The following is a 26,743-nucleotide window of genomic DNA, read 5'->3' on the forward strand; positions in this document are numbered from 1 at the left end:
TAGCGACAGTTATGTCTATTTCTCATACTCTTTTTTCACTATTTATTTCATTTTGGATAATATTCACTTTTCAATGTCCTGTTGCCAGCAGTGCTGGCATGATCAATCAGAATTCCGAGAGATCATTTTTATAATTTAACTATAAAGGATAAACACTTTTTTTACAACTGATATGAACCGGTAAAGAACGGAAATTCAAATAAAGTTGTTGGAAATTTAGAAGATATGCATTATACTTACATCATGTGCATTATCCAAGTAAAGAGGTGTTAATTAAAATGAAATATATATCGTTCGCGATTCCATGCTATAATTCCGAAGACTATATGGAGAAAGCAATTCAGTCCGTATTAAAGGGCGGGGAAGATGTAGAGATCATCATTGTAAATGATGGGTCCAAAGACAGGACTGAGAAGATAGCCAGGCAGTATGCCAAAAGCTATCCCACGATTGTGAAAGCTGTAAATAAGGAGAATGGGGGGCATGGAGACGCAGTGAATTCTGGGTTGTCTCATGCCACAGGAAGGTATTTCAAAGTAGTGGACAGCGATGACTGGGTAGATGAAGAGGCCCTGATGGAGATACTAGGTGCCGTGAAAGGATTTGTTCATGCTGAGAATGAGGTGGACATGATTGTATCTAATTATGTGTACGAGAAGCTGGGAATGGAACACAAGAAAGTAGTCCATTACCGCAATGTCCTTCCCCAGAATCAGATTTTTCACTGGGATGACATCGGACATTTTCGGCTGGATCAGTACATACTGATGCACTCAGTTATTTACAGAACCGAGATGTTGAAGTTGTGCCAGCTCACGCTTCCGAAGCATACATTTTATGTGGACAACATTTATGTCTATTATCCCCTTCCCCATGTGAGGAACCTGTATTATCTGGATGTGGATTTTTATCGGTACTTTATAGGCCGCGAGGATCAGTCTGTGAATGAGAAGATTATGATCAGCAGAATCAATCAGCAGATATTTGTAACAAAGTCCATGATAGATATGTATGAGCTTAGAATGATATCCAGCAAGAAGCTCAAAAAATATATGTTGAATTATCTTGCTATTATGATGACGGTATCCTCCATTCTGTGTATCCGCTCCAAGAAAAAGGAAAATTTGGAGAAAAGGACAGAACTGTGGAAATATCTGAAAAAGAGGGATTATGGTTCTTACATGAGGATTCGTTATGGAATACTTGGACAGACTACCAACCTTCCCGGGAAGTCAGGACGAAAGGTTTCCTCTATGGCCTACAGTGTGGCTAGAAGGCTGATCGGGTTCAACTAAAAGAAGAATAATTTAATAGCCGGGACTCATATTAGTATAAAAAGAGTATATATAAGGCTGATAATTTTACATATAGTAAAATGAAAAATCTGCCGGGAGCTATTAGATGAGTCAGAAAAATGAGAACCTGCTGAGTCTTGCGCTGGACGCTACAGAAGAGGAGAGACAGAAATCACGGGAACTTGACGTGGGATATAATCCAATTGACAGAGAATGGGACTTAATTATCAAGTATTCCGAATCACTGGATACTGTTCGTGCTCTTGCCCAGACCGTGACACAACTGGCAAATGAATATGCAATTATTACAATTAGAGAGTCTGCAATCGAGGAACTGGCGGCGCTTCCTCAGATAGAATACATCGAAAAACCAAAGATGCTGTTCTTTCAGTTAGTTAACGGAAAGCGGGTTTCCTGCATCAATCCCGTGCAGCAGCCTCCTTTTTCGTTATTCGGCAATGGTGTATTGGTCGCGGTTTTGGACAGCGGTATTGATTATACTCTTGCGGACTTCAGAAACGCTGACGGGACAACGCGGATACGTGCGCTGTGGGATCAGACCATACAGGGGAATCCTCCCGTGGGATATAATATTGGAACAGAATATACGATGGAGCAGATTAATAATGCCCTGCAGCAGGAGAATAGGATGGCCCGGGAAGAAATTGTACCAAGCCAGGATACGTCGGGGCACGGAACGTCGGTAGCCGGAATTGCAGCCGGAAACGGTTCGAGGACTGCAAGCAGCCAGATTGTAGGTGTGGCACCCCTAAGTGAACTTCTGATTGTTAAGCTTGGAAATCCGAGAGAGGATAGTTTTCCCAGGACAACAGAGCTGATGCAGGCTGTAGATTATGCTGTGAGAAAGGGAATAGAATACCAGATGCCGGTATCGATAAATATAAGCTTTGGGAATACATATGGCCCTCATGACGGCACCTCTCTTCTGGAGAGATTTTTGGATGAGATATCAAACTTCGGAAGAACTACCATAAGTGTAGGCAGCGGAAATGAGGGGACCAGCAGCGGTCATACCTCGGGCACTCTTGTACAGGGGACAGAAGAAATTATCCGGCTGGGGGTACAGATGAATGAACCAACGGTCAGTGTACAGATATGGAAATCCTATGTGGATGATGTGGATATTTCCATTGAAAGTCCTTCAGGTGTCAGGGTGGGACCGCTGCAGCAGATTCTCGGTCCTCAGCGTTTTGTACTGGGGCAGACAGAAATACTGCTGTACTATGGAGAACCAAGTCCCTATAGTGTAAAACAGGAAATTTTTATAGATTTCCTCCCTAGAGATTCATATATAAACAGTGGGGAATGGAAGATTATACTGACACCAAAAAGACTGGTTACAGGGGAATACCAGATGTGGCTGCCTAGCCAGGGTGTATTGAATCAGGGGACTGGATTTTTATTCCCAAAGAGCGATGCAACCCTTACGATACCATCCACGGCCGGCAGGGTGATTACTGTAGGCGCGTATGATGCACTTACCTTCAGTTATGCGGACTTTTCAGGTCGGGGAATTTTTCCCACAGGCACATTTTCAACCGCATTAAAGCCCGACCTGGTGGCCCCGGGAGTTCGAGTTACCACAGTTGTGCCCGGCGGCACATATGCGGAAGTTACGGGTACATCTTTCTCGACGCCCTTTGTGACAGGGAGTGCAGCTCTTTTGATGGAGTGGGGCATTGTAAACGGAAACGATCCTTATTTGTACGGTGAAAAGGTAAAAGCCTATCTCCGCAGAGGGGCAAGGGAGCTGCCCGGATTTGATGAGTGGCCTAATAACCTTATGGGTTATGGGGCACTCTGCGTGCGGGATAGTATCCCGGTATAACGAAGGACAAAAGGAAGGAGTGGAGCGAAAGAGATGTTTAAGTTAAGTACGTTGTGCTATATTGAGAAAGACGGCCGCTATCTGATGCTGCATCGTACGGTCAAGGAAAATGATGTGAATAAGGATAAATGGATAGGTGTCGGGGGACACTTTGAAGACAGGGAAAGTCCGGAGGAATGCCTGCTGCGCGAGGTAAAGGAAGAAACAGGGTATACACTGACTTCATATAAGTATCGAGGAATCGTAACCTTTGTATATGGAGAGAATATTGTGGAATACATGTCTCTTTATACCGCAGATGGCTTTACAGGTGAGCCCATAGCCTGTGATGAGGGAGAACTGGAATGGGTAGATAAGAAAAAGGTTTTTGAGCTGAATATATGGGAAGGAGATAAAATCTTTTTTCGCTTTATAGAGGAAGACAGAGAGTTCTTTTCCCTTAAGCTGGTGTACGATGAAAATGACATTCTGCAGTATGCTGCCCTGGACGGAAAAACGATGGAAAAATCAACTCAAAGCCGGGAGAGGGGGGCCAGGTGATGGTCGACACAGGGGTTATACATGGGAGGTTTCAAATCTTTCACTTAAAGCATATGGAGAATGTACTTGCAGCCAAAATGAGATGCAGGAAGTTATACATCGGGATTACACATTCGGATATTGTTGCCTTTGCAGCAACATCCTCTTTAGATTTGCACGGGACAACAAAACGGGATAACCCCCTTACCTATTTTGAACGCCTTGAGATGATACAGGGTGCCTTGAGGGATTTTGGGGTGAAAAGGGAAGAATATGAGATAATCCCGTTTCCCATAAGTCAGCCGGATTTAATCACCCAATATGCTCCCAGAGATGCTGTCTATTTTATGAGCATCTGCGGTCAGTGGGATGAGGAATGCTATCAGATTCTGCAGAGACTGGGCCTGGAGACAGAGGTGCTCTGGAGAAAGACAGAGGACGAAAGAGGAATTACAGGAACCAAAATAAGACAAACAATAGTGGAAGGTCAAAAATGGCAGCAGTACGTGCCAAAGACGGTGAGTGAATATATTATAGAACATGGAATAGACAAGAGAATACAGGAGTTGAACCACATGTTTGAATAGCAGAAAGCAGGAGTAAATGATATACATTCATTTACTCCTGCTTTCTGTATGCCCACATTGATGTACCCACTAGGGCAGAAGGAAAGAGTACATGAGAACAAAGTGGCATACACTGCCTCCCATAACAAACAGGTGAAATATTTCATGACTCCCAAAATTTTTATGCCTGTTATTGAAAATAGGAAGTTTCATTGCATAAATGATTCCGCCGACTGTATAAATGATGCCGCCAGCTAAAAGCCATAGAAATGCGGTTCTGGACATGTTATTTAACATCTGGGTAAACGCCAGCACACAGGTCCAGCCCATTCCGATATATAATACGGAAGACACCCACTTGGGACAGTATACCCAGAAAGCTTTTATTAAAATCCCCACAATTGCGACAGACCATACAATTCCTAGTAAAATCTTGCCGGTTCTTCCCTGCAGCACTAATAGGCAAATGGGGGTATAGCTTCCTGCGATTAACACAAAAATCATCATATGATCAATTTTTTTTAGAATAGTATTTTTCTTTTCTGATAAATCAAAGGTATGGTAAGTAGTGCTGGCTGCATATAATAAAATCATGCTTACAGCATAGACAGAAATCGAAATTACGTATATCCTGCTCGGTTCATGAGCTGCCTTTATTAATAGAGGAATCGCAGCAAATATAGCCATCAGCATTCCTATAAAATGTGTAATTGCACTGCCTGGGTCTTTAAAAAAGGGTTTCTTATTCATAAGTGACACACCTCCTGGAAATTAAAAACATTACATATAGTATTGAAAACTATGTTTAGTATATGCATATATTACACCTTATATAGCAGAAATGCAAGAATAAAAAGAAAGTGGTGCAATTATTCCAAACCGGGCAGAAGGATACTGGAGGTTTTCCTGCTGTTTGACATCTTTTTAGAATTTTGTTATGATATCACCTGCGACTATTTGACAGCTACAGTTTGGCGCGGGCTTTTTAAGGATATGTGCGGGAAAAAGTGAGGTAGATTCAATCTTATGGCAAACTGTAACGAAAGACATTGAAGGAGATTTATGGAAGAAGTAAGATTTGAAGAGATGGGGCTCCTCCCCGAAATTGTAAAAGCAGTAAAGAGCATGGGATTTGAGGAGGCTTCACCAATCCAGGCAAAAGCAATTCCTGTTATGAGAACAGGAAAGGACATGATCGGGCAGGCTCAGACCGGTACGGGAAAGACGGCGGCCTTCGGTATTCCCCTTTTGGAAAAGATAGATCCAAAAGAGAGAAAACTTCAGGCGATTGTCCTTTGTCCAACAAGGGAACTGGCAATTCAGGTGGCGGAAGAAATCCGCAGCCTTGCAAAATATATGCATGGGATTAAGGTACTGCCGATCTATGGCGGCCAGGAAATTGTGACCCAGATTCGCTCTTTAAAGAGCGGAGCACAGCTGGTTATTGGCACACCGGGACGTGTGATGGACCACATGAGAAGAAAGACCATAAAAATGGAAGATGTTCACACCGTCGTTCTGGATGAGGCGGACGAGATGCTCAATATGGGATTCCGCGAGGATATTGAGACAATTCTGGAAGGCGTCCCCGAGGAACGACAGACAGTACTATTTTCAGCAACAATGCCCCGGGCTATATTAGATATTACAAAGAAGTTTCAAAAAAAAGCTGAGCTTATTAAGGTGACGAAAAAAGAGCTGACGGTGCCGAATATTGAACAGTTTTATTATGAGGTGAGACCTAAAAATAAGGAAGAAGTACTTTCCCGTCTTTTAGATATTTATACACCAAAGCTATCAGTTATTTTCTGTAATACGAAAAAACAGGTTGATATTCTGGTAAATGGGCTTCTCGGCAGAGGATACTTTGCCGCAGGTCTGCATGGTGATATGAAGCAGGTACAGAGGGATCGGGTAATGCAGGGATTCCGTTCCGGTAAAACTGACATCCTTGTGGCCACGGATGTGGCGGCAAGAGGAATTGATGTGGAAGAGGTTGAGGCTGTATTTAATTATGACCTGCCCCAGGACGATGAATATTACGTGCATCGAATAGGGAGAACAGGGAGAGCAGGACGGGAAGGAAGAGCCTTTTCCTTTGTGTCCGGGAAAGAGGCATATAAATTAAAGGAAATTCAACGTTACTGCAAGACAAAGATATATGCACAGAAGGTTCCGTCTTTAAATGATGTAGCAAGTACTAAAATGGAAAACATCCTGGACGAAATTGATCATCTTATTGAAACGGAAGATTTGACAAAATATCTTCTTGCGATTGAAAATAAAGTGAATGTCTCCGACTACACGGTCATGGATATGGCGGCTGCATTTCTGAAATTCACCTCCGGACAAAATGAAATAAGCCCTGAAGAAATGGAATTTGGAGATACCGGTGCGGAAGAAGCGGGAATGATACGCCTTTTCATCAACATAGGCAGAAAAAACAAAGCAAAACCCGGAGACATTGTCGGCGCTATTGCGGGAGAAAGCGGCATCCCGGGAAAAGTAATTGGCTCCATCGATATGTATGATAAATACACATTCGTAGAAGTGCCCAAAGAATATGCAAGAGAAGTATTAAATGCTATGGCCCATACCAAGATAAAAGGAAAGTCTATAGCTGTAGAACCTGCCAACCAGAAATAATACGAAAAGGGGGTCTGACCCTTTTGAGGCTTGTTTTCTGAATTGTTTCTAACAATTCAGAATTTAGCGTTCAAAAGGGTCAGACCCCCTTTTTTCATTTTATGATAGTTCCGGCTCTGTCTTTGATTCCGTCTTTTACCTTGTCGAAGGAGGTTATTAGAGCACTTCTGCCGTCACGTTGTTCTATAAATTCTACTGCCGCGCGGAATTTAGGAAGCATATTATAAATACCGAAATGTCCTTCTTCCATGTATTTCTTTGCCTGTTCTACAGTAATCTCACCAAGCTTTTCTTCATCCGGTCGTCCCAGGTTAATGCAGACCTGCTCAACGCTTGTCAGGATAATCAGTTTATCTGCGTCAATTCCTTCTGCCAGTATTCCTGCAGCTAAGTCCTTTTCTATAACAGCACTGGCACCCCTGAGATGATTGTCTTGTTCCAGAACCGGTATGCCGCCTCCTCCGCATGCGATTACGATTTGATCGGCATCCAGCAGAACCTTCACGGCATCCAGCTCTACTATCTTTATAGGATTGGGTGCAGCTACGACACGACGGAAACCTTTGCCGTGTTCTTCTACCACATAATTTCCCTTTCTGCGTTCTTCCTCGGCCTCCTCGGCAGTCATGTAACGCCCCAAAACCTTTGTGGGGGTATAGAATGCTTCATCATAAGGATCTACGATGACCTGGGTGAGAACGGTGCTGACCGTGCGGTAAATACCGCGGTTCAGAAGTTCTTCGCGGATTCCGTTCTGCAAATCATATCCGATATAGCCCTGACTCATTGCCGAGCATACGGACATGGGAGCAGAGGTGTAATTGTCATGTGTCTTGCCAAACTCGTTCATGGCGGTGTGAATCATGCCTACCTGTGGTGCGTTGCTGTGAGTTATAGCAACCTGGTAACCTTCTTCAATCAGATCTGCAATGGATTTTGCTGTCTTTTTTACAGCCACCATCTGTTCGGGGAGGGTGGTTCCCAGTGCCCGGTGTCCCAGTGCAACAACGACTCTTTTTTTCATATGCGTGCCCTCTTGATTTTTTAAGATTTATATGAATATGTGTTATGAAAAGTATAGTATTTCCTGAGTGAAAAATCAATGTTAAAGTGTGACAACAGTGTATCGGTGGCCGGTATGTTTCAGAAACTTTTTCAGAATATCCTCAGTCTTTATTTTCAATGTGGAGGTGTTCATACAAGGATGACACCCCAGATATTCATTATCAAGTAATTCTTTGTCGATCAGAAGGTCAACATCCCAATCCCTGTCATTCATAAGCCCCAGTACGCTGACAGAGCCTGGTGTGAGGTTTAGAAATTCTTCCATAAACTCAGGCTCTGCAAAGGAAAGCCTGGAAATATTCAGCTGACTGGATAAGTCCTTTGTTAAAAACCTTTTGTCCCCCGGCATGAGAAGTAGAAAAAATGTGGTTTTCTGACGATTCCTCAGGAACAGATTCTTGCAGGGGAGGATTCCAAGCTCCTCCTCTATTGCCCTGCAGGCCTCGATTGTAGGGGCCACATCGTGATCTACACCTTCATATGGAATATGCAGTTTATCCAGAAGGTCATAGGTTTTTGCTTCCTTGTCTGTACGGTACGAGCAGTCCGGTTTACTTGTAAAATGTTCCTTGCTCACATGTATTTCGTCCATGATAATATCCTTTCTTGGTTCATTTGAAAATTAATGTAACTGATCTAATTAGACTGATACCAGCCCCAGAGGTAGACAATGGGGAATATAAGATTAATCAGACTGAGTGCGGAAAATGGCGCAATCGCAGCTGAATATATAATATTGAAAATATAATATACAGCCAGTAAAATTCCCATGATCAATACGGATTGTTTGGATTTGTAGACTACCCCCACGATACCCGAAATTAAGAAAATAAAGGAGCCTACAAAAGACAGAATATAACTAAAGGTAGTTGGTGCCGCTACTCCCAGGGAAGCATAAGTTTCCTCAGGGACCATTCTGCCGGCAGCGACCCCAATGATGCTGGAGATTAGGCTTAAAGCCCCAAGAACAATAAGGATAATGGATAATACTTTTAACAATGTGCTTCGTTTTTTCATGCAAAAATCCTCCTCGATTTTAGAATTTTAAAATTATAAATAATGTGATGTAAAGGTCAAAAGGTATTTTGACCTTCGTATCATAATATCACATTCTGCGTAATGCTTCAATTGGACTTAATTTTGCTGCTTTTCTGGCTGGATAGATTCCAAACACAACTCCTACACTGCATGAGAAGATTGTGGCTACTAAAATAGCCGGAAATGAAAGCTGAGCTTTGATTCCGCCTACACCAAGAGCGGTAATCAGCGCTGTCAGTGCGGCTCCAAGTATAATACCTATAATACCGCCCATTCCTGAAATGATTGCAGACTCACAAAGAAACTGAGCCACAATAGAACCGGTTTTAGCGCCTAATGCCTTGCGGATACCGATTTCCCGGGTGCGCTCGGTAACGGATACAAGCATAATATTCATAACACCGATTCCCCCCACAACAAGAGAAATCCCTGCAACCAAAGCAACAAAGGCGGTGACTCCGTCCATGATAGAACCAAACATATCTGAGAAGTCCATGGGTTTTTGTTGAATAAACGGCGAGTCTCCCAGGTTCTGATGCCTGGAATTTAATATCTGAACTGCATTTTTTGCAATCCCTGCTGCCTGCTCTTTATCATATGCAGTGATAGAAACGGCGGGAAATGCCTCAATAGGATTTCCAAAGGCATTGGATACTGTAAAAGGCATTTCCAGGCTGATGCTTTTATCCATTCCCATGGCCTGATACTGCTTTTCAGCCGCCATCATTTCCTGTGAAGTTTTGCGGATGCCTATAATATTTACGCTCTGTATGCTGCTGTCGACTTTAAGTTCAATACTCATGCCGATGACATCCGTGTTCCCAAATAAATATAAGGCAGTCAGTTCGTCAATTACGCAGGCCATATTGGCATTGGCTACGTCGTTGTCAGTGAAGTAGTTTCCTTTTACCAAGGGATCAGTATACTGCGCATTTTCATAATCCGGTGTCGTCAGCAAGATATACGCATCAAAGCTCCCTTTGCGGGTTTCGATTGTCCCGGAGGTCTGTGTATAAGCAGATACACTTTGTACAGACTCATCCAGAGAAGTTCTTAAAAAGGCAATATCATCTCCGGTAATACTGTTTGGATCAGAAACTACATCCGTATTCGTCTGCACAATGACAGTATTGTTCTGCTCATTTGATGCATCTACCACATCCTTTTTCAGCCCGTTTCCGATGGAAACAATGGTGACAACAGAAGTGATGCCGATAATGATGCCCAGCATGGTCAAAAAGGAGCGGCCTTTATTGAAACGGATGTTGTCAAGAGCCATTTTTACATATTCTAAAAATTGTCCCATGTTATATCCTCTTTTCTCAATCCGTTACACTGATCGAAACGGGTGAATCTGTTTCCTTTTGTTCCGTGTCTGTATTTTTCTTCTCCGCTGCAGTGGCCTTCATCCCATCCTTGATGTCTACATTTAAATCATTTACGACCTGGTCACCCTTTTTCAGGCCACTCTTTACTTCAATCTTAGTCGTCGATGCAGTTCCAAGCTCAACCGATTTTTTCTTTACAACACCATTCTTAATGATATATACGAAGTCACCCTCGGAGGAAGTGTTGATTACCTCAGTCGGAACCAGGAGAACATCACTGGATTCGGCTACGGTCATGGAAATCTTTGCGGTGGCACCGATGCAAATGTTCTCATCAGGGTTGTCGATGTGTATTTCTGCGCCGATAACAGGGTTGCCCTTTTCATTGTTAAGAGCTATTTTATTGACTTTCGTCAGCTTTCCCTGATATTTGTATTCTCCCACAGTAATTTCCACCTTGTTTCCGACTTTTATTTTTTCATAATCGTCAGGAGACACTTCGATTTTCACCCGTACCTTTTCCGTGCTGGCAACTGTAAACATGGCCATTCCCTGGGTTGCCGTATTGGTTTCCAAAAGGCCTACGGAAGCAATAACCCCGTCCATATCAGCGGTCATCCCCTCCTTACCCTTTGCTACCAGCTCGGCAGGAGTCAGCGCTGTCAGCTCAGCCAGATTGTCACTGATGGCCAGGCCTTCCAGTTCGGCGGAAGACATGCCCGCATCCGCAGTGGGGGCAGATGCCGCATTATAGGCAGCTTCCCACTGGGCGTAGACAGATTCCAGTTGGGCATTGAGCTCATTGTAGCCGGCATCGTCGACGGCTTCGTTATTTATGCCTTTGTTCGCTTCAGTGATTTTCTCCTGTGCCTCCTTTATCGCTTTAGCAGCATCATCATATCCTTCATATACCTTCTGTAATGATGTAATTGTTGCCCAATCATTATCATCTCTTTCACTATAGGGCTTTGCTAATGCTGCATCTAATTTAGCACGGCTGTTACCATAATTATCGTTGATTTCCTGTATAGTAGCATTGTTTATATCTATTATATTCTGTTGCGCTACAATTTCTGCTTTCAATTGTTCCTGTCCGGGGGCAGCGGCCTCCGCCGCAGCCAGGTTCTCCTGATATTTTGCATATGCCGCATCTACCTGTGCACCCAATTCATTTACTTGATCAGCCAGCTGATTTGCCTGTTCCGCTGCCTGTGCATTTGCCGCGTTTGCTGCATCGATGGCTTTTGCATTCTGTGCTTTTGCAGCAAGGGAGCTGTTTAGGCTGGACTGCAGTGTCAGTTGGGCCTGCTGATTGTCACGTTCCAGGTTGGTTGTATCAAATGAAACTAAAAGATCCCCTGATTTCACTGCATTTCCCACGACGGCATTGCATTTTTCCACAGGAGCCGTAACAGGGGAATAATATGTTTTTGTATTTTCACTTTCAATTTTACCGCTGGCGTTGTATACCTCGCGGACATCCCCTGTGGTTACCTTTGAAACCTGAAGAGTAGTGCCATTTCCACTGTCGTTTCCCTTAGAAAGGAAAGAGACTGCTATAACGATAACTGCCAGAACTGCGATGATCGGAATAATAACCCAACCGGGCAATTTCTTGCGAGGCGGTTTGCCTGCGCCACTGTCTTCAAGCTCATAGGAATCTTCATCATAAACTGCATCCTCCTCCAGAGTCTCTGTGATAATGGTGTCTAAATCTTTATCCTGTTCCCTTTTCTTCTTAGAAAACATGTTATGCATCCTCCCTTTCTTCATTTAGATAGTCGTTTTCTACACGCCCGTCAACAATGCGGACAATCCGATTGACCTGATTGGCAATATCATCGTCGTGTGTGATGATGATAACGGTGCGCCCTCCTCGATGCAATCCTTTTAGTATTTCCATAATTTCTTTAGTGGATCTGGTATCCAGATTACCGGTAGGTTCATCTGCAAGTATAATTGGCGGCTGGGCAGCAATGGCACGCGCGACGGCAACTCTCTGCTGCTGCCCGCCGGACAATTCGTTAGGTTTGTGCTTAAGCCGGGTGCCCAGGCCTACCTTTTTTAGAGCTTCCTCAGCAATGCGGCGGCGTCTCTGCTTCCCGATTCCCCGGTAAATGAGGGGAAGCTCTACATTCCCCACAGCATCCAGGTTTGCCACCAGATTGAAGCCCTGAAAAATAAAACCGATTTCTTCGTTGCGGATTTCCGACAATTGATTGTCTGTCAATTGCGAAACATCGTACCCCTTTAGATAATATTTCCCTGAGGTGGGAACATCCAGGCAGCCCAGCATGTTCATAAGCGTAGATTTTCCGGATCCGGAGTGCCCTATGATTGCTACGAATTCACCCTTTTGAATACGCAGGTCAATGCCGTCCAAAGCGCGGACTTCATTTTCACCGGGATTATAGATTTTATGTATGTTCTCAATTTTGATGAGTGGTTCCATGAAAGATACCTCCGTATTTAATACTATATCTGTATTATTTAAATAATACAATAATATTTCGTGAATAAAAAGTCAATACTTTTATGATACCACAAAACATGAGAAAGTAGCCATGCAGGACATTTACAGCAAAAGGATTGTCTGTTACAATTCTAATGTTAATGAAAGTGATATGGAGGAAAAAAATGTGAGGAAATTATTACATTTTCTGCAGGGGTATGAAAAAGAAAGCGTTTTTGCACCACTGTTTAAAATGCTTGAAGCTACGTTTGAATTGATAGTGCCCCTTGTAATGGCCCGGATTATAGATGTAGGGATAAAGAATCAAGACATTTCTTATATATGGAAGTTGGGAGGAGTCCTGGTTTTATTCGGCGTGCTGGGACTTGCGTCATCCCTGACTGCACAATATTTTGCGGCAAAGGCAGCGGTTGGGTTCGGAACAGCACTGCGCCATGCTATGTTTCGTCATATTCAGCAGCTGTCTTATGGGGAGATTGATAAAGCAGGAAGCTCCACCCTTGTGGTACGTATGACCAGTGATATAAACCAGGCACAGACAGGGGTGAACATGGTCCTGAGATTGTTTCTGCGATCACCGTTTATTGTAGTGGGAGCTATGATCATGGCTTTTACCATAGATGTGAGGATCGCATTTATATTTTTGGTGGCAGTTCCGCTGCTTGCTCTTGTCATTTATGGAATTATGATGCTTACGATTCCTCTATATAAGAAGGTGCAGAAGAGACTGGATCAGGTACTGCTTTCCACAAGGGAAAATCTGGCAGGTATCCGGGTGATTCGGGCTTTCCGGACGCAGAATCAGGAAATGCAGGAATACGAAGAGAAGAGCAGCATTTTAATGAAGCTTCAGCTGAAGGTGGGCAGGATATCGGCATTATTGAATCCCGTCACTTATGTATTTGTAAATGTTGGAATTATTGCGGTTGTCTGGTACGGTGGAAGTGCGGTAAATGTGGGGAGAATTACACAGGGGGAGGTTATAGCCCTTGTGAATTATATGACCCAGATTCTGCTTGCACTTGTAATGCTTGCAAATCTGATTATTTCTTTTACGAAGGCAATGGCATCTGCCGGCAGAATTAATGAAGTCTTTGATTTAAAACCGGGGATTAAGGACGGAACTGCTGAGGTAAGAGAAGAGTCTGACGAAGAACAGCAGAAAACGGCCAGGGTAGAAATGCAAAATGTTACTTTTTATTATCAGAACAGCCAGGAGCCGGCTTTGTCAAATATCACTGCCCAGGCATATGCCGGGGAGACTATAGGGATTATAGGGGGAACAGGCAGCGGGAAAACTACTCTTGTGAATCTGATTCCCAGGTTTTACGATACATCAGAGGGCAGTGTGCTTGTGAATGGTGTGAATGTAAAAGAATGGAGAATGGATGTTTTAAGAGGCAAGGTAGGAATTGTTCCGCAAAAGGCGGTTCTGTTTCATGGAACAATCCGTCAGAATATGCAGATGGGAAAGGCTGACGCCACAGATAGCGAGATTCTTGCTGCATTGAAAACGGCACAGGCACTTGAGATTGTGGAGTCCCGGCAGTCAGGTCTTGACACAGTAATCAGTGAAGGCGGGAAAAATCTTTCCGGGGGGCAGCGGCAGCGTCTGACGATTGCAAGAGCACTGGTAAGAAAGCCCCAGGTGCTGATTCTGGACGACAGTGCGTCCGCACTGGATTTTGCTACGGACTACAGGCTTCGGAAAGCTCTTTCTGAAGATACCTCGGGAATGACTGTTTTTATCATATCCCAGCGGGCTGCCTCCATTCGGTATGCAGACAAGATTATTGTGCTGGATGACGGGAACATAGCAGGCAGTGGAACCCATGAGGAACTTTTGGAGAATTGTCCGGTTTACCGAGAAATCTGCTATTCCCAGCTGTCAAAGGAGGAGGTGCGCTGATATGTCAGGGAAAAAAGACAAGACAACAAAGAAGATTTTACTTCTGATTAAGCCATATATGCGTTATATGATTCTTTCACTGCTGTTTGCACTGATTTCTGTTATCCTCACATTGTATGCACCTATTCTTACAGGTGATGCTGTTGACTTTGTAATTGGAAAGGGCAAGGTGGATTTTGAAGCAGTATTTTATATTTTAAAAGTAATGGCTGTGGTGGTATTTATTACGAGCCTTGCACAATGGCTGATGAATCTGTGCAACAACATTATAACCTATAGGGTAGTAAAGGATATAAGGGTTCGTGCATTTTCTAAACTGCAGATACTTCCTCTAAGTTATGTGGACAGTCATCAATATGGTGAGGTAATCAGCCGTATTATTACAGACGTGGAGCAATTTTCAGATGGACTGCTGATGGGGTTCACTCAATTATTTACCGGAATAGTGACTATCTTAGGAACACTGGTTTTCATGGTTTCCATAAATGTAAAGATTGCGCTGGTTGTTATTTTGATTACACCGCTGTCACTATTTGTGGCAAGTTTTATTGCCAGGCGGACTTATGTAATGTTCAAGGCCCAGTCGGAGACAAGAGCGGAAATGACTGCACTTGTGGATGAGATGGTGGGAAATCAGAAAGTGGTTCAGGCCTTTGGCTATGGAGACAGGGCGCTGGAACGATTCGATGAAGTAAACAGAGAATTACAGAAGGTGAGCCTGAAGGCAATTTTCTTTTCTTCTATCACAAATCCTACTACCAGATTTGTCAATAGCCTTGTTTATACAGGAGTTGGTATTGTAGGTGCATTGACAGCCATACAGGGAGCAATTTCTGTAGGCATGCTTTCTGCGTTCTTAAGTTATGCAAATCAATACACCAAGCCGTTTAACGAGATTTCCAGTGTAGTGACAGAATTGCAGAATGCCTTTGCATGTGCAAGACGTGTGTTTGATTTTATAGAAGAGGACCCGGAAATTCCTGACAGAGCAGATGCGGTTGTTTTAGAAAAGGAGGACGGGAATCTGAGCTTGAAAGATGTTTCCTTTTCTTATAATAAGAAAGTTCCACTTTTGAAGCATTTAAATCTGGAAACTAAACCGGGACAGAAAATAGCAATTGTCGGGCCCACCGGCTGCGGTAAAACCACATTGATTAACCTGCTGATGCGCTTTTATGATGTAGATGACGGTCAGATTATCCTTAGCGGCCATGACATCAGAGAAGTAACCAGAGACAGTCTCCGGGGGAACTTTGGCATGGTGCTGCAGGAAACATGGCTTAAGTCGGGTACGGTAGCAGAAAATATTGCTTATGGCCGGCCGAATACTCCCCGGGAGGAAATCGTGGCTGCTGCAAAAGCTGCACATGCCCATAATTTTATTAAAAGAATGGAAGACGGCTATGATACATTTATTCAGGAGGACGGCGGAAATCTCTCTCAGGGACAGAAACAGCTCCTATGTATTGCAAGGGTTATGCTCAATCTTCCGCCTATGTTGATCCTAGATGAGGCAACATCTTCTATAGATACACGGACAGAAATCAGGATTCAGGAAGCTTTCCAGCGTATGATGGAAGGGCGGACCAGCTTTATTGTGGCCCACCGGCTATCTACCATCCGTGAGGCAGATGTCATACTGGTCATGAAGGACGGGAACATCATGGAACAGGGTAAACATGAAGAGCTACTGGCCCGAGGAGGATTTTACAAAGAGTTATATGAGAGTCAGTTTGCACATTAAGGGGGGGCACATTATTAAGGGGGGCAGACCCTTTTGCGGGCGGTTTTCAGAATATTCTGAAAGCTGAACACAAAAGGGATGGCTCTTTTTTTAACTCTTTTAAGAAGAAAAATACACTTGACAATAGATGTAAAGTGGACTATACTTGAAGTGTAAAGTAAGCTATACATCACAAGCATTCATAAGGAGGGAAATTTTGCAAAATCGTATTCAACAATTGAGAAAGGAGCACAAAATCACCCAGAATGAACTGGCTGATGCGGTTGAAGTGACGCGGCAGACGATTATTTCTCTGGAGAGCGGCAGATACAACGCATCACTTATTTTGGCACATAAGATTGCGCAGTATTTTAATATGGCGATTGAAGATATTTTTATTTTTAATTTGGAGGAGGAAAACATATGTTGATACAAACGTTGAGCCAGGGGGCAAAGACAGATGAAGAGTATAGAGGTAAACTTATTTTCGGAATGAACCGGGATAGGGTCTTATGTGTGCTTGGTGTGGTTACAATTTTAGTTGCTTTGTTCTGGATGATGACAGACAACGGGGTTCAGGGCTCCTTTTTGAGCGGAGTATTCACGGGGACAGGGGCAGTTATATTCTTTTTTTCACTTAAGAACATACTGAAGACGAAAAGAATGTTGAAAAATGAAAAGCTGCTGCGTGCAGAGCGCCTGAAAGAATCAGATGAAAGAAATCGTCTGATTGCAGAGAAAGCAATGTATTGGGCGGGAATGAGTACCATGGGACTATGCTACGTGACCATGCTGGTATCTGGCTTTTTCAGCATGGCAGTATTCTGGTCAGTGTGGGGGATGGTGATGGCATATTGTATTTTGGCGGCAGCCCTTAAAAAATATTTTGAAAAAAAGTTGTAGAGTGGTCAGACTCTTTTACACCCATAATTTTCGGAATATTCTGAAAACCGGCCGCAAAAGGGTCTGACCCCTTTTCTAATTTAAGGCTTCATGTTCTTGTCTGAGTTCAGCAAAGCATTCCGGGGCAGTCCAGAGCTGGTTGGTGGGGGTCAGGACTGCTTTGTAGGAAAGTGGGCCGACACCGCTTTTTCTTAGGGCAGCCAGTGCCTGATTCAGGCGGCTGTCGCTGAAGAAGGCAAAGACAATCATGGTATCAGGAAGATCCTCGCCGGTGTAACTGCCCTCGGCGGGGACGGCGTCTTTTATACCAGCCAGCACACCCAGGGGCTGGTGGTAATCTTCCTGCATTATATACTTCAGCCGCACGTGGAGTGGGAAGAGTGCCATTTCAATTTTCAGTCTTTTTTCTTTTTCCGGAATATGGAACAGTAATATGGTTTCTTTCAAAACTTAATCCTCCTCATTTGCTTTAGGTTATGATACCAACGGGTTGCTCCGCACTAGGTGCTCCCGCAATCCTGAAAACATTGTAGTATATTTTGTAAAAGAAAAAAAGAGGGGGATGGAATAAAAATCTTTATTGACAAATATATTTCAAAAGGATATATTTGTATTAACACAATGGTACAATGGGAGGAGGGTATTATGATTGAAATTAAAAATCTGACTAAAATTTATAAATTAAACAAAAAGCAGATGAAGGAATCAAAGGCAACGAATTCTTTGAAGACTGCTGTGGATCGTTTAAGTCTTACTGCAAGGCCGGGAGAGATATATGGGCTTCTGGGACCGAACGGTGCCGGCAAGACCACTACCCTGCGCTGTATTTCCACAATTATCAAGCCTACAGAGGGGGAGATATTTGTGTCGGGACATGAAGTGAAGGGAGAACCTGAGAAGGTGAGAGCAAAGATTGGTTTTCTGACAGGAGATATTAAGCTGGATCCTCAATTTTCGGTAGATTATATGTTTAACTTTTTTGGCAGACTCCATCATATTCAGGAAGACAAACTTACGGCTAGAAAAGAAGAATTGTTTACTTATTTTGGAATCAAGGATTTCTCCCATAAAAAAATCAAGGAACTGTCCACGGGTATGGCGCAGAAAGCCGCTATTGCAGTGTGCCTGGTACATGACCCGGAAATTATCATTTTTGATGAACCTACAAATGGACTGGATGTTATTACCGCCAGAAGTGTGACCGACTATTTAAAAAAGCTTAAATCCGAGGGAAAACTCGTGATGATCTCCACCCATGTTATGTCCGAGGCAGAGAAAATCTGCGACAGGATAGGAGTAATCATCGACGGGAAAAAGGTGGCAGAGGGAAGCCTAGCCCAGATTCTTCACGACACAAATGCGGATGATTTGGAAGATGCTTTCTTTGAACTTTACAGGCACCAAAAAGGGGGGGAGTAAAATGGACGGAATCAAACTTATATGTGGAAAAGAACTGGACAGAGTGTTCCGGGACAGAAGGATGATTTTCTCAGTTTTTCTTCTCCCGGTCATTATTATGATAGGAGTTATGTCCTTGGTGGGGAGTTTAAGCAACAATGCGCAGAAGGATGTAGAGGCTCATGCATCCATCGTCTATGTTCAAAATGCACCGGCCGGGTTTCCACAGTTTCTAAAATCAGCAGACAAAGACTGTACAATCGTTGAGCTGAAAGACTGGGAAAAGGCAGCGAAAATGATTCGGGATGGAGATGCAGATTTGTTAATCAAGTTTCCGGAAAATTTTGCAGCTATGGTGTCCGGCTATGAGCGGGGAAACGCCATTCCCCAGATAAAGACATATTATAATCCTTCCGAGGACTATTCCCGGGCTGCATATGATACTATTTCAACCGGGGTATTGGAAACATACCGTCAGGGTCTTCTGTCCCAGAGAGTGGATGATATGGGAGGATTGACCGTATTCACCGTGAATTCGGATAACCCGGATATGGAAATCCAGGATGAAGAAAAAGCAGGCGGTAAGGTTCTGGGCATGATGCTCCCGTATTTCGTGACAATCCTACTATTTGCCGGGGCTATGGGGATCGGAACAGATATGGTGGCGGGAGAAAAGGAGCGGGGAACTATGGCAAGCCTCCTGGTTTCCCCTATCAAGAGAAGCTCCATAGTTCTGGGAAAAGTAATTGCCCTGATGATTATTTCGGGAGTCTCCTCAGTTATTTACGTAGGAGCACTGGTGGCGTTTATGCCGCAGATGATGGGGGAATCGGATCTGGGGATGAACCTTACATTAAACCCGAAACAGATTGCCATGCTGGCCGTTTTGCTTGTTGCAATTGCCTTTTTATATTCGGCAATCATTGTTCTGGTTTCCGTGTTTGCCAGAACAGCGAAAGAAGCCAGTTCATATGTAATGCCTGTTTATATGTTGATTCTTGTACTGGGGATGACTACAATGTTTACAACAAAGACTCCCGGTGATTGGCTGTATGCGGTGCCGATTTATAATACATCTCTTGCCCTGCAGGGGATACTGACTCAGGAGGTTACAATGATGCAGTACACAACGACCCTGGGGATTACACTTGTAATTGGCGCAATCTTAATCGGAGTCATAGGAAAAGCGTTTGAAAGTGAAAAAGTAATGACAATTTAGTGACAGTATGGCACCTGCCGGGGAATGCCTGCATAGAGTAAAAGTGAGAGAGACTTTTATTCCATGCAGGCATTCTTTGCGTAAAAGGGAATCAGGTGAAAATATGAGACTATGTGAATTAAGAGAAAAAGAAGTAATTAATGTGTGTAACTGCAAGCGGCTTGGCTGTGTTGTAGATGTGGCAATAGATATTAAGGATGGACGGATAGAAGCCATTATTATACCGGGCCCGGCAAAAATATGCGGATTTCTGGGTACAGACAGTGAATATATTATTCCCTGGGAATGCATAAGGAAGATTGGACCGGACATTATACTAGTAGAAATCCGGGAAGAAAAGTTTTTGCAAAAGTACTAGATATTGTGTATAATGGGGAAAAAGATTAGAAGAGAGGTGGAATATATTATGAAATGCCCTTATTGTGGACATTCTGATACCAGGGTGATTGATTCCAGGCCGGCGGAAGACAACAGTTCCATCCGCAGAAGACGCTCTTGTGATGAGTGCGGAAAGCGTTTCACAACTTATGAAAAAGTTGAAACTATTCCGCTGATTGTAATCAAGAAGGATAATAACAGGGAGCAGTATGACCGTTCCAAGATTGAATCAGGAGTCTTAAGAGCCTGCTATAAGAGACCTGTTCCTGCACAGGAAATTCAGAAGACCATAGATGCAGTGGAGCTGGATATTTTTAACAGAGAAGAAAAAGAGATTCCCAGTAGTCTGATCGGCGAGATTGTCATGGACAAGCTAAAAGAGCTGGATCCCGTTGCCTATGTCAGATTTGCCTCTGTATATAGAGAATTTAAAGATATTAATACATTTATGTCGGAATTAAAGAAATTTTTGGCCTAAAAAGCTTGTCAAAGAAGAACAAATCTAATAAAATAAAAAACGAAAACTGAATATGGGAAGTTATTTGAAGAAGGAGACAATTATGAGAAGAAGAGTAGCACAGACAATTCTGGTGCTCACAGCAGCTGCAGCTATTGCACTGAGCGGGTGTTCAGGTGATAAGAAGGCGGCACCGTCAATAACTGAGAATAAACTTTCTGGAAAACCGGTCGAAGGCGGAAGTATAAAAGTTGGTATTTCCCAGGATTTGGACAGTCTTGACCCACACAAAGCAGTTGCGGCAGGAACTAAAGAGGTTTTATTTAACATTTATGAAGGCCTGGTAAAGCCGGATAAAGATGGTAATTTAATCGAAGCCGTAGCGAGCAATTATGAAATTTCTGATGATGCAAAGGTATATACATTTACTTTGCGTGATGGAGTAAAGTTTCATAATGGGAATGACGTGACGGCGGAAGATGTGAAATATTCAATAGACAGATGCGCTGATACGTCAAATGGGGATCCATTGGTATCAGCGTATTCTATTATTGACAGTGTGAATATCCTGGACGATAAGACTGTGGAGATACGACTGAAAGAACCAAATACAGAGTTCCTTGCCTATATGACGACCGCGATTATCCCGAAAGATTATGACTCCCTTGAGACGGCACCTGTGGGGACTGGCCCCTTTAAGTTTGTATCTCGCAGCCCTCAGGAAAATGTTTTTTTGGAAAAGAATGAGGACTATTGGGGAAAAAAGGCACATTTAGACAAGGTTGAGTTTAAGATCATGGCAGATGCAGATATGCTGGTGACGAATTTAAAAGGCGGTTCCATTGACATGACAATGCGGCTGACCTCGGGTCAGGCAGCAGAACTTAAAAGTGGGTTCCATATTGAAGAGGGAACCATGAATCTTGTTCAGGCATTGTATCTGAACAATGCCGTAAAGCCGTTGGACGACGAAAAGGTAAGGCAGGCGCTGAGTTATGCAATTAATCCGGATGAAATCATGGATATCATATCAGACGGAAAAGGCGTGCGCATCGGGACAAGTATGTATCCGGGACTGAAAAAGTATTATGATGATGAATATGCAGATTATTATGAACAGGACTATGATAAGGCAAAGAAACTGCTAAAAGAAGCGGGCTATCCCGACGGCTTTGATTTGGAAATTACGGTCAGTTCGGCAGATCAGCCACATGTGGATACTGCCCAGGTGATTGCGGAAGAATTGAAAAATATCGGTGTAAATGTGAAAATAAAACCGATTGAGTGGGAGTCCTGGCTGGAAGAGGTATATGCAAATCATAACTATCAGTCTACAGTAGTCGGTGTGGATGCGGCTAATCTGTCTGCCCGGGCAATGCTTGAGCGGTTTACTACAGGTAATTCAGGAAACTTCATCAATTTCCATGATGAAGAATATGAAAAGGTATTCAAAGAGGCAGTTTCTACTACAGATGAGGTACAACAGACAAAACTTTACAAACAACTGGAAGGAATACTTGCCGAAAAGGCAGCCAACGTATATATTCAGGATCTGGCAAACCTGGTCGCAGTCAGCGATAAATATGATGGATATGTATTCTATCCCCTATATGTACAGGATATGTCCACAATATATATGGTAGAGTAGAAAAAGGGGTCTGACCCTTTTGCCTGCCGTTTTCGGAATTGTTGGAAACAATTCCGAAAACGGGCCTCAAAAGGGTCAGACCCCATTTCAAGGAGACAGATATGAAATTTGTTATCAGGAAATTAACAGGTCTTATAATTACGTTGTTGATTGTCAGTATATTTGCCTTTCTTGCTTTTGAGGTGATTCCGGGAGACCCGGCCAGGAGTATCCTGGGCACAGAGGCTACAGAGAGCAAAGTCCAGGCTTTGCGGGAGGAGATGGGCTTAAACCGTCCCCTGCCGCAGCGCTATGGACGATGGCTGAAAGATTTTATGATGGGGGATATGGGCACATCTTATTCCTATCAGACTCCTGTAAGGGAGATGATTGGAGACAAGGTTCCCATTACTCTTACGCTGACAGCGATTGCATTTTTATTTATTCTTTTGTTTTCTATACCGGTCAGCGTGTTGTGTGTGAGATATAAAAATAAGTTTATAGACAGGCTGTTCACTATTCTGAATCAGATTGTCATGTCAGTTCCCCCGTTCTTTATTGGAATTGTTTTTACTGTGCTGTTTGGATTACTGTTCCGACTTTTCACCCCCGGAGGCTACGTATCTTATAAAGAGAGCATGGGGGGGTTTCTTAAGTATCTTATTTTGCCGGGTATTGCGATTGCGCTGCCCAAGGCGGCGATGACAATAAAACTATTTCGCAATTCCCTGCTGGCTCAGATGAGGCAGGATTATGTGCGTACGGCCCAGAGCAGAGGAAATAATCCTTGGCGGGTGCTGCTGCGGCATGTAATGCGCAATGGAATTCTTCCTGTGACTACTTTTCTGGGAATGGTAATTGCGGATATGATTGCCAACAGCATCGTCATAGAGCAGGTATTTGGCATACCCGGACTTGGGAGGACATTGATTTCTTCTATCTCAAAGAGGGACTACCCTGTGGTGGAAGCAATTATTGTTTTAATTGCCACAGTGATTCTGATGGTTAATGTGCTGGTGGACTTGCTGTATCAGAAACTGGACAGGCGGATTGAAGTGTAGGGGCATGAAATTGAAGCAGTTAAGAATAAGTAAAGGGAAATTGGGAAAAACTGGTTATAACTTTGTATTTGGTCTGGCCCTTACGGTTGTGATGGTAGGTCTTATTTTATTGGGGTTCTTTTGGTCCCCCTATGATCCGGAAGCTATGCAGGGCTCTCTCAAACTGAAGGGCCCCGCGCTGGTCCATGTTTTTGGCACAGACCAGTTTGGACGGGATGTGTTCAGCCGGGTACTAGTGGGAGCAGGCAACACATTACTTGTTGCGCTGGGAACCATTGTAATCGGCGGAGGAATCGGGATTCTATCAGGAGCAGTGACCGGATATTTCGGAGGCTGGCTGGACGAAATATTAATGCGCATAAATGATGCCCTGGCAGCATTTCCAAGTGTGCTTCTGGCATTAGTAATCATAAGTGTATGGGGAACCGGAAAATACAAAGTCATGTTGGCGCTGGGCATTGCATTTATTCCCAGTTTTGCAAGAATTGTACGGGGCGAATTCCTGCGGTGCCGGGAAGAAGACTATATAGTCAGCGCGAGACTTATAGGTGTGCCAACCCCCAGAATTCTGTTTGTTCATATCCTGCCAAACGTTATGCCTGCGCTTTTATCCGCACTGGCTATCGGATTTAACAATGCAGTGATACAGGAGGCCGGTATGAGTTATCTCGGAATCGGTGTACAGCCGCCGGATGCGAGCCTTGGACTGATGCTGTCGGAATCTCAGACCTACCTGGCAAGCGGGCCCTGGTGTGCGATTTTCCCAGGAATCTTTTTGATACTTTTGATCCTCGGGGTAAACATGCTTGGAGAAGGCGTTCTTGATAGGTTCGGGGGTGGTAGATAATGCTGAAAGTAGAGAATCTGTCTATTCATTTTGAGGACAGCGGAAAAAAACAGGAGGCTGTAAGGGGAATTTCTTTTCAGATGGAGAGCAGAGAAATACTTGGAATTGTAGGAGAGTCGGGTTCCGGAAAAACTATGACAGCTTTGACTATAGCCGGTCTCACAAAGGAACATGAGGTTTTGGAAAGCGGAAGTATTTTTCTGGACAACTCTGATCTGTTGAAGTTGACCCAGGTGGAAATGAGAAAAATCCAGGGAAAGGATATCAGTATGATATTCCAGGAGCCTATGACCGCACTCAATCCGACGATGAAAATCGGAAAACAAGTGGAGGAGGCGTTGATTCTTCATACAAAGCTTTCCAGAGCGGAGCGCAGGAAAAAGGTCATACGGGCCCTGGAGGATGCAGAGCTGGATCAGCCGGAAATATTGTACGGAAAATATCCCCATGAGTTATCTGGCGGAATGCGGCAGAGGGTTATGATTGCCGCGGCGATTGTGTGCAGGCCGAAACTTCTGATTGCCGATGAACCAACGACTGCTCTGGATGCAGGAACACAGGAGAGTATATTAAAATTGTTGAAGAAGCTGAATAGAAGGTATAATATGGGTATTCTGTTCATTTCACACAATTTGAGAGTTGTAAATGAGCTGTGCAGCCGTGTACTGGTGATGAAAGACGGTGTGATACTGGAGCAAGGTATAACTAGGGAAATATTTGAGAATCCCCGGACAGAGTATACAAAGGAACTGATTGCTGCAATTCCGGAACGTACCAGAAGTACTGCTTTTTATGAACTTTTACGGGCAGAGGCAGGTGAGTAAAATGGCGGAAAAGATTCTGGAAGTAAAGCATCTGAATGCTTTCTATAGAGAAGGCAGACAAAGAAAACAAGTACTGGAAGATGTCTCCTTTACCTTATATGAAGGAGAAGTTGTGGGCCTGGCAGGACAAAGTGGAAGTGGAAAGACCACTCTGTGTAAATGTGTTCTTGGCCTGCAAAAGGATTACGAGGGAGAAGTAGTTCATTATACAAAACGTCCCCAGATGATATTTCAGGATCCTTTCAGGTCTTTAAATCCAAGAAAGACTATTGGCTGGATTCTGGAAGAACCCCTGAGAGTTCAAGGGGGATATTCAAAGGAAGAACGCCGCAGAAGAGCGGAGAAAATGCTGGAACAGGTGCATCTTCTGCCGAAAATCTATGACCGTTACCCAGGGGAATTAAGCGGGGGACAGAGACAGCGTGTAAGCATTGCGTTGTCACTTATGACGGGAACAAAGCTGATTTTGGCGGATGAGCCTTTGTCTGCACTGGATGTCACCGTGCAGGCTCAGATTATTAAGCTCCTTCGTGAATTGCAGGAGAAGGAAAAAATATGTTACCTGTTTGTATCCCATGACTTGGATGTAGTGAGTATGCTGTGCAGCAGGGTGCTCTTTTTAAAAGACGGAGAAGTGAAGGAATATGCGGACATATAAGTTGACGGTAGTGTATGACGGCACAAGATATCAGGGCTGGCAGAGACAAAAAACAACGGAGATGACCATACAGGAGGTATTGGAAACAGCAATCACCCAGGTGGCAGGACGGGAAACAAAGATAGATGGCTCCGGCAGAACAGACGGGGGCGTGCATGCAAAAGGGCAGGCAGCAAGCGTAACCTTGCCGGGCAAGGTGGCTGAAGATGAATTTCGCCTGAAATTAAATGCAGTGCTGCCGGAAGATGTCAGGGTTAAAGATATGATGCTTATAAAAAACGGTTTTCATGCACGGAAAAATGCAAAAGGCAAGCGATATGAATATTTTGTGGATATTCGGGAAAAAGCAGATGTTTTTACAAGAAAGTACTGTTTTCATTATCCTCACGAATTAAACATCTTAGCTATGAAGGAAGCAGCGGGTTACTTGACAGGTACACATGATTTTGCGGGCTTTACAGATAAAAAAGACGAAATATCCACAATCCGGACGATTTATGATATAATCATTGAGAAACAGGGCGACAAGCTGCGGATGGAGTATTATGGAACAGGCTTTATGTACCATATGATCCGTATTTTGACAGGGACATTGCTGGAAATCGGCATCGGAGAGAGGGCGCCGAAAGAGGCGGAAAAAGTTCTGGAGGCCGGGCAGAGGGAATATGCAGGATTTCTTGCTCCTGCCAGGGGTCTGTTTCTAAAAGAAGTCTACTATGAATAAAGTCAGTATGGCATGTAGTTCGCATTGACTGACTGATATACTGGTGTACTGTTTCATGGATCTTCAATGAAGATATTTGGTGAAGTGCCGGCGAGACAGTCCACCGGGAGGTAGTGTAAAGTAACCTATGAAAAACAGAACCTAAAAAATAGGTTCTAAAAGAACCTTGAAAATTGCAGATATTTTATTCCTTGGCAACGTCCGCCACCCTTGACGGCGCACCAAAGCAATGCTCT

At 43.7% G+C, this 26,743-nt stretch carries 27 protein-coding genes; 19 read left to right on the forward strand and 8 right to left on the reverse strand.

All coding sequences use genetic code 11. From position 1 onward, the window contains the following. Window positions 1-278 precede the first annotated feature (278 nt). The 4 genes from BN3456_RS02180 (at window position 279) to BN3456_RS02195 (ending at window position 4,250) form a co-directional block, all read left to right on the forward strand. Window positions 279-1,295, forward strand: a complete 1,017-nt coding sequence (locus BN3456_RS02180; RefSeq protein ID WP_089982487.1) for a glycosyltransferase family 2 protein — start codon at window positions 279-281, stop codon at window positions 1,293-1,295. A 106-nt stretch (window positions 1,296-1,401) separates the two neighbouring features. Next, complete coding sequence (locus tag BN3456_RS02185) at window positions 1,402-3,144, forward strand: S8 family peptidase (protein WP_089982489.1); 1,743 nt, start codon at window positions 1,402-1,404, stop codon at window positions 3,142-3,144. A gap of 33 nt (window positions 3,145-3,177) precedes the next feature. Then, window positions 3,178-3,684: an NUDIX hydrolase gene (locus BN3456_RS02190; protein ID WP_089982490.1), complete on the forward strand. Its 507-nt coding sequence runs from the start codon at window positions 3,178-3,180 to the stop codon at window positions 3,682-3,684. Continuing rightward, entirely contained in the window at window positions 3,684-4,250 is a 567-nt protein-coding gene (locus tag BN3456_RS02195; RefSeq protein WP_089982492.1) for a nicotinate-nucleotide adenylyltransferase, read from the forward strand. Before BN3456_RS02190 ends, BN3456_RS02195 begins: the two co-directional genes overlap by 1 nt. A 69-nt stretch (window positions 4,251-4,319) precedes the next feature. On the opposite strand, the gene BN3456_RS02200 is transcribed toward BN3456_RS02195, so the two are convergent. Further along, the gene (locus BN3456_RS02200) at window positions 4,320-4,979 is read right to left on the reverse strand and encodes a PAQR family membrane homeostasis protein TrhA (RefSeq protein ID WP_089982494.1); all 660 of its coding nucleotides are present in this window, start codon (window positions 4,977-4,979) and stop codon (window positions 4,320-4,322) included. 312 nt (window positions 4,980-5,291) lie between these two features. On the opposite strand from BN3456_RS02200, the gene BN3456_RS02210 reads away from it, so the two are divergent. Then, window positions 5,292-6,875 carry a DEAD/DEAH box helicase gene (locus BN3456_RS02210; protein WP_089982497.1) on the forward strand — a complete coding sequence of 528 codons (1,584 nt, stop codon included), beginning with the start codon at window positions 5,292-5,294 and terminating at the stop codon, window positions 6,873-6,875. A gap of 94 nt (window positions 6,876-6,969) precedes the next feature. Here BN3456_RS02210 and arcC read toward each other — a convergent pair whose 3' ends face one another. The 6 genes from arcC to BN3456_RS02240 all read right to left on the reverse strand — a co-directional run bounded on the left by arcC (window position 6,970) and on the right by BN3456_RS02240 (window position 12,758). Continuing rightward, on the reverse strand, window positions 6,970-7,899 hold the full coding sequence (arcC, locus tag BN3456_RS02215; RefSeq protein ID WP_089982498.1) for a carbamate kinase: 930 nt from the start codon (window positions 7,897-7,899) through the stop codon (window positions 6,970-6,972). Window positions 7,900-7,980: 81 nt separating this feature from the next. After that, a complete protein-coding gene (locus BN3456_RS02220; RefSeq protein ID WP_089982500.1) occupies window positions 7,981-8,532 on the reverse strand; it encodes a prolyl-tRNA synthetase associated domain-containing protein in 552 nt (183 codons plus the stop codon). Between the two features lie 44 nt (window positions 8,533-8,576). Next, complete coding sequence (locus BN3456_RS02225; RefSeq protein WP_089982501.1) at window positions 8,577-8,957, reverse strand: hypothetical protein; 381 nt, start codon at window positions 8,955-8,957, stop codon at window positions 8,577-8,579. Between the two features lie 88 nt (window positions 8,958-9,045). Beyond that, window positions 9,046-10,284 carry an ABC transporter permease gene (locus BN3456_RS02230; RefSeq protein WP_089982503.1) on the reverse strand — a complete coding sequence of 413 codons (1,239 nt, stop codon included), beginning with the start codon at window positions 10,282-10,284 and terminating at the stop codon, window positions 9,046-9,048. Window positions 10,285-10,300: 16 nt separating this feature from the next. Beyond that, on the reverse strand, window positions 10,301-12,055 hold the full coding sequence (locus BN3456_RS02235; protein WP_089982505.1) for an efflux RND transporter periplasmic adaptor subunit: 1,755 nt from the start codon (window positions 12,053-12,055) through the stop codon (window positions 10,301-10,303). A gap of 1 nt (window position 12,056) precedes the next feature. Next, window positions 12,057-12,758, reverse strand: coding sequence for an ABC transporter ATP-binding protein (locus BN3456_RS02240; protein ID WP_089982506.1), 702 nt, complete (start codon window positions 12,756-12,758; stop codon window positions 12,057-12,059). A 187-nt stretch (window positions 12,759-12,945) separates the two neighbouring features. Here BN3456_RS02240 and BN3456_RS02245 point away from each other — a divergent pair, with 187 nt between their 5' ends. The 4 genes from BN3456_RS02245 (at window position 12,946) to BN3456_RS02260 (ending at window position 17,314) form a co-directional block, all read left to right on the forward strand. Further along, window positions 12,946-14,688 (forward strand): ABC transporter ATP-binding protein, encoded by a 1,743-nt coding sequence (locus BN3456_RS02245; RefSeq protein ID WP_089982529.1) that lies wholly within the window; start codon window positions 12,946-12,948, stop codon window positions 14,686-14,688. Between the two features lies 1 nt (window position 14,689). Beyond that, complete coding sequence (locus BN3456_RS02250; protein ID WP_089982507.1) at window positions 14,690-16,432, forward strand: ABC transporter ATP-binding protein; 1,743 nt, start codon at window positions 14,690-14,692, stop codon at window positions 16,430-16,432. Between the two features lie 196 nt (window positions 16,433-16,628). Further along, a complete protein-coding gene (locus BN3456_RS02255) occupies window positions 16,629-16,841 on the forward strand; it encodes a helix-turn-helix transcriptional regulator (RefSeq protein ID WP_089982509.1) in 213 nt (70 codons plus the stop codon). Beyond that, window positions 16,835-17,314: a hypothetical protein gene (locus tag BN3456_RS02260; protein ID WP_089982511.1), complete on the forward strand. Its 480-nt coding sequence runs from the start codon at window positions 16,835-16,837 to the stop codon at window positions 17,312-17,314. The genes BN3456_RS02255 and BN3456_RS02260 overlap by 7 nt, the downstream gene beginning before the upstream one ends. Window positions 17,315-17,389: 75 nt before the next feature. Here the strand turns inward: BN3456_RS02260 and BN3456_RS02265 are convergent, their stop codons facing one another. Further along, window positions 17,390-17,761 (reverse strand): DUF3783 domain-containing protein, encoded by a 372-nt coding sequence (locus BN3456_RS02265; protein ID WP_089982513.1) that lies wholly within the window; start codon window positions 17,759-17,761, stop codon window positions 17,390-17,392. Window positions 17,762-17,959: 198 nt separating this feature from the next. Between BN3456_RS02265 and BN3456_RS02270 the strand changes: the two genes are divergently transcribed. From BN3456_RS02270 to truA, 10 genes are all read left to right on the forward strand, one after another. Next, entirely contained in the window at window positions 17,960-18,733 is a 774-nt protein-coding gene (locus BN3456_RS02270) for an ABC transporter ATP-binding protein (protein ID WP_089982515.1), read from the forward strand. A 1-nt stretch (window position 18,734) separates the two neighbouring features. Further along, a complete protein-coding gene (locus BN3456_RS02275) occupies window positions 18,735-19,931 on the forward strand; it encodes an ABC transporter permease (RefSeq protein WP_089982517.1) in 1,197 nt (398 codons plus the stop codon). A 103-nt stretch (window positions 19,932-20,034) separates the two neighbouring features. Continuing rightward, complete coding sequence (locus BN3456_RS02280) at window positions 20,035-20,289, forward strand: PRC-barrel domain-containing protein (RefSeq protein ID WP_089982531.1); 255 nt, start codon at window positions 20,035-20,037, stop codon at window positions 20,287-20,289. 48 nt (window positions 20,290-20,337) lie between these two features. Further along, window positions 20,338-20,787, forward strand: a complete 450-nt coding sequence (nrdR, locus tag BN3456_RS02285) for a transcriptional regulator NrdR (protein WP_089982518.1) — start codon at window positions 20,338-20,340, stop codon at window positions 20,785-20,787. An 82-nt stretch (window positions 20,788-20,869) separates the two neighbouring features. Beyond that, the gene (locus BN3456_RS02290) at window positions 20,870-22,414 is read left to right on the forward strand and encodes an ABC transporter substrate-binding protein (protein ID WP_089982520.1); all 1,545 of its coding nucleotides are present in this window, start codon (window positions 20,870-20,872) and stop codon (window positions 22,412-22,414) included. A gap of 101 nt (window positions 22,415-22,515) precedes the next feature. Continuing rightward, a complete protein-coding gene (locus BN3456_RS02295) occupies window positions 22,516-23,454 on the forward strand; it encodes an ABC transporter permease (protein WP_089982521.1) in 939 nt (312 codons plus the stop codon). 4 nt (window positions 23,455-23,458) lie between these two features. Next, entirely contained in the window at window positions 23,459-24,301 is an 843-nt protein-coding gene (locus tag BN3456_RS02300) for an ABC transporter permease (RefSeq protein ID WP_089982522.1), read from the forward strand. Next, window positions 24,301-25,125, forward strand: coding sequence for an ABC transporter ATP-binding protein (locus tag BN3456_RS02305; protein ID WP_089982524.1), 825 nt, complete (start codon window positions 24,301-24,303; stop codon window positions 25,123-25,125). The genes BN3456_RS02300 and BN3456_RS02305 overlap by 1 nt, the downstream gene beginning before the upstream one ends. Window position 25,126: 1 nt before the next feature. Further along, complete coding sequence (locus BN3456_RS02310; protein WP_089982526.1) at window positions 25,127-25,783, forward strand: ABC transporter ATP-binding protein; 657 nt, start codon at window positions 25,127-25,129, stop codon at window positions 25,781-25,783. Beyond that, window positions 25,770-26,507: a tRNA pseudouridine(38-40) synthase TruA gene (gene truA / locus BN3456_RS02315; RefSeq protein ID WP_089982527.1), complete on the forward strand. Its 738-nt coding sequence runs from the start codon at window positions 25,770-25,772 to the stop codon at window positions 26,505-26,507. The genes BN3456_RS02310 and truA overlap by 14 nt, the downstream gene beginning before the upstream one ends. Window positions 26,508-26,743: the final 236 nt, after the last annotated feature.

It is taken from the genome of Clostridium sp. C105KSO13 (genome assembly GCF_001517425.1).
Lineage (GTDB): Bacteria > Bacillota > Clostridia > Lachnospirales > Lachnospiraceae > Muricomes.

Coding starts and splice junctions, on each gene's coding strand:
- BN3456_RS02180 (WP_089982487.1), top strand. CDS start 279: ATGAAATATATATCGTTCGCGATTCCATGCTATAATTCCGAAGACTAT.
- BN3456_RS02185 (WP_089982489.1), top strand. CDS start 1,402: ATGAGTCAGAAAAATGAGAACCTGCTGAGTCTTGCGCTGGACGCTACA.
- BN3456_RS02190 (WP_089982490.1), top strand. CDS start 3,178: ATGTTTAAGTTAAGTACGTTGTGCTATATTGAGAAAGACGGCCGCTAT.
- BN3456_RS02195 (WP_089982492.1), top strand. CDS start 3,684: ATGGTCGACACAGGGGTTATACATGGGAGGTTTCAAATCTTTCACTTA.
- BN3456_RS02200 (WP_089982494.1), bottom strand. CDS start 4,979: ATGAATAAGAAACCCTTTTTTAAAGACCCAGGCAGTGCAATTACACAT.
- BN3456_RS02210 (WP_089982497.1), top strand. CDS start 5,292: ATGGAAGAAGTAAGATTTGAAGAGATGGGGCTCCTCCCCGAAATTGTA.
- arcC (WP_089982498.1), bottom strand. CDS start 7,899: ATGAAAAAAAGAGTCGTTGTTGCACTGGGACACCGGGCACTGGGAACC.
- BN3456_RS02220 (WP_089982500.1), bottom strand. CDS start 8,532: ATGGACGAAATACATGTGAGCAAGGAACATTTTACAAGTAAACCGGAC.
- BN3456_RS02225 (WP_089982501.1), bottom strand. CDS start 8,957: ATGAAAAAACGAAGCACATTGTTAAAAGTATTATCCATTATCCTTATT.
- BN3456_RS02230 (WP_089982503.1), bottom strand. CDS start 10,284: ATGGGACAATTTTTAGAATATGTAAAAATGGCTCTTGACAACATCCGT.
- BN3456_RS02235 (WP_089982505.1), bottom strand. CDS start 12,055: ATGTTTTCTAAGAAGAAAAGGGAACAGGATAAAGATTTAGACACCATT.
- BN3456_RS02240 (WP_089982506.1), bottom strand. CDS start 12,758: ATGGAACCACTCATCAAAATTGAGAACATACATAAAATCTATAATCCC.
- BN3456_RS02250 (WP_089982507.1), top strand. CDS start 14,690: ATGTCAGGGAAAAAAGACAAGACAACAAAGAAGATTTTACTTCTGATT.
- BN3456_RS02260 (WP_089982511.1), top strand. CDS start 16,835: ATGTTGATACAAACGTTGAGCCAGGGGGCAAAGACAGATGAAGAGTAT.
- BN3456_RS02270 (WP_089982515.1), top strand. CDS start 17,960: ATGATTGAAATTAAAAATCTGACTAAAATTTATAAATTAAACAAAAAG.
- BN3456_RS02275 (WP_089982517.1), top strand. CDS start 18,735: ATGGACGGAATCAAACTTATATGTGGAAAAGAACTGGACAGAGTGTTC.
- BN3456_RS02280 (WP_089982531.1), top strand. CDS start 20,035: ATGAGACTATGTGAATTAAGAGAAAAAGAAGTAATTAATGTGTGTAAC.
- nrdR (WP_089982518.1), top strand. CDS start 20,338: ATGAAATGCCCTTATTGTGGACATTCTGATACCAGGGTGATTGATTCC.
- BN3456_RS02290 (WP_089982520.1), top strand. CDS start 20,870: ATGAGAAGAAGAGTAGCACAGACAATTCTGGTGCTCACAGCAGCTGCA.
- BN3456_RS02295 (WP_089982521.1), top strand. CDS start 22,516: ATGAAATTTGTTATCAGGAAATTAACAGGTCTTATAATTACGTTGTTG.
- BN3456_RS02300 (WP_089982522.1), top strand. CDS start 23,459: ATGAAATTGAAGCAGTTAAGAATAAGTAAAGGGAAATTGGGAAAAACT.
- BN3456_RS02305 (WP_089982524.1), top strand. CDS start 24,301: ATGCTGAAAGTAGAGAATCTGTCTATTCATTTTGAGGACAGCGGAAAA.
- BN3456_RS02310 (WP_089982526.1), top strand. CDS start 25,127: ATGGCGGAAAAGATTCTGGAAGTAAAGCATCTGAATGCTTTCTATAGA.
- truA (WP_089982527.1), top strand. CDS start 25,770: ATGCGGACATATAAGTTGACGGTAGTGTATGACGGCACAAGATATCAG.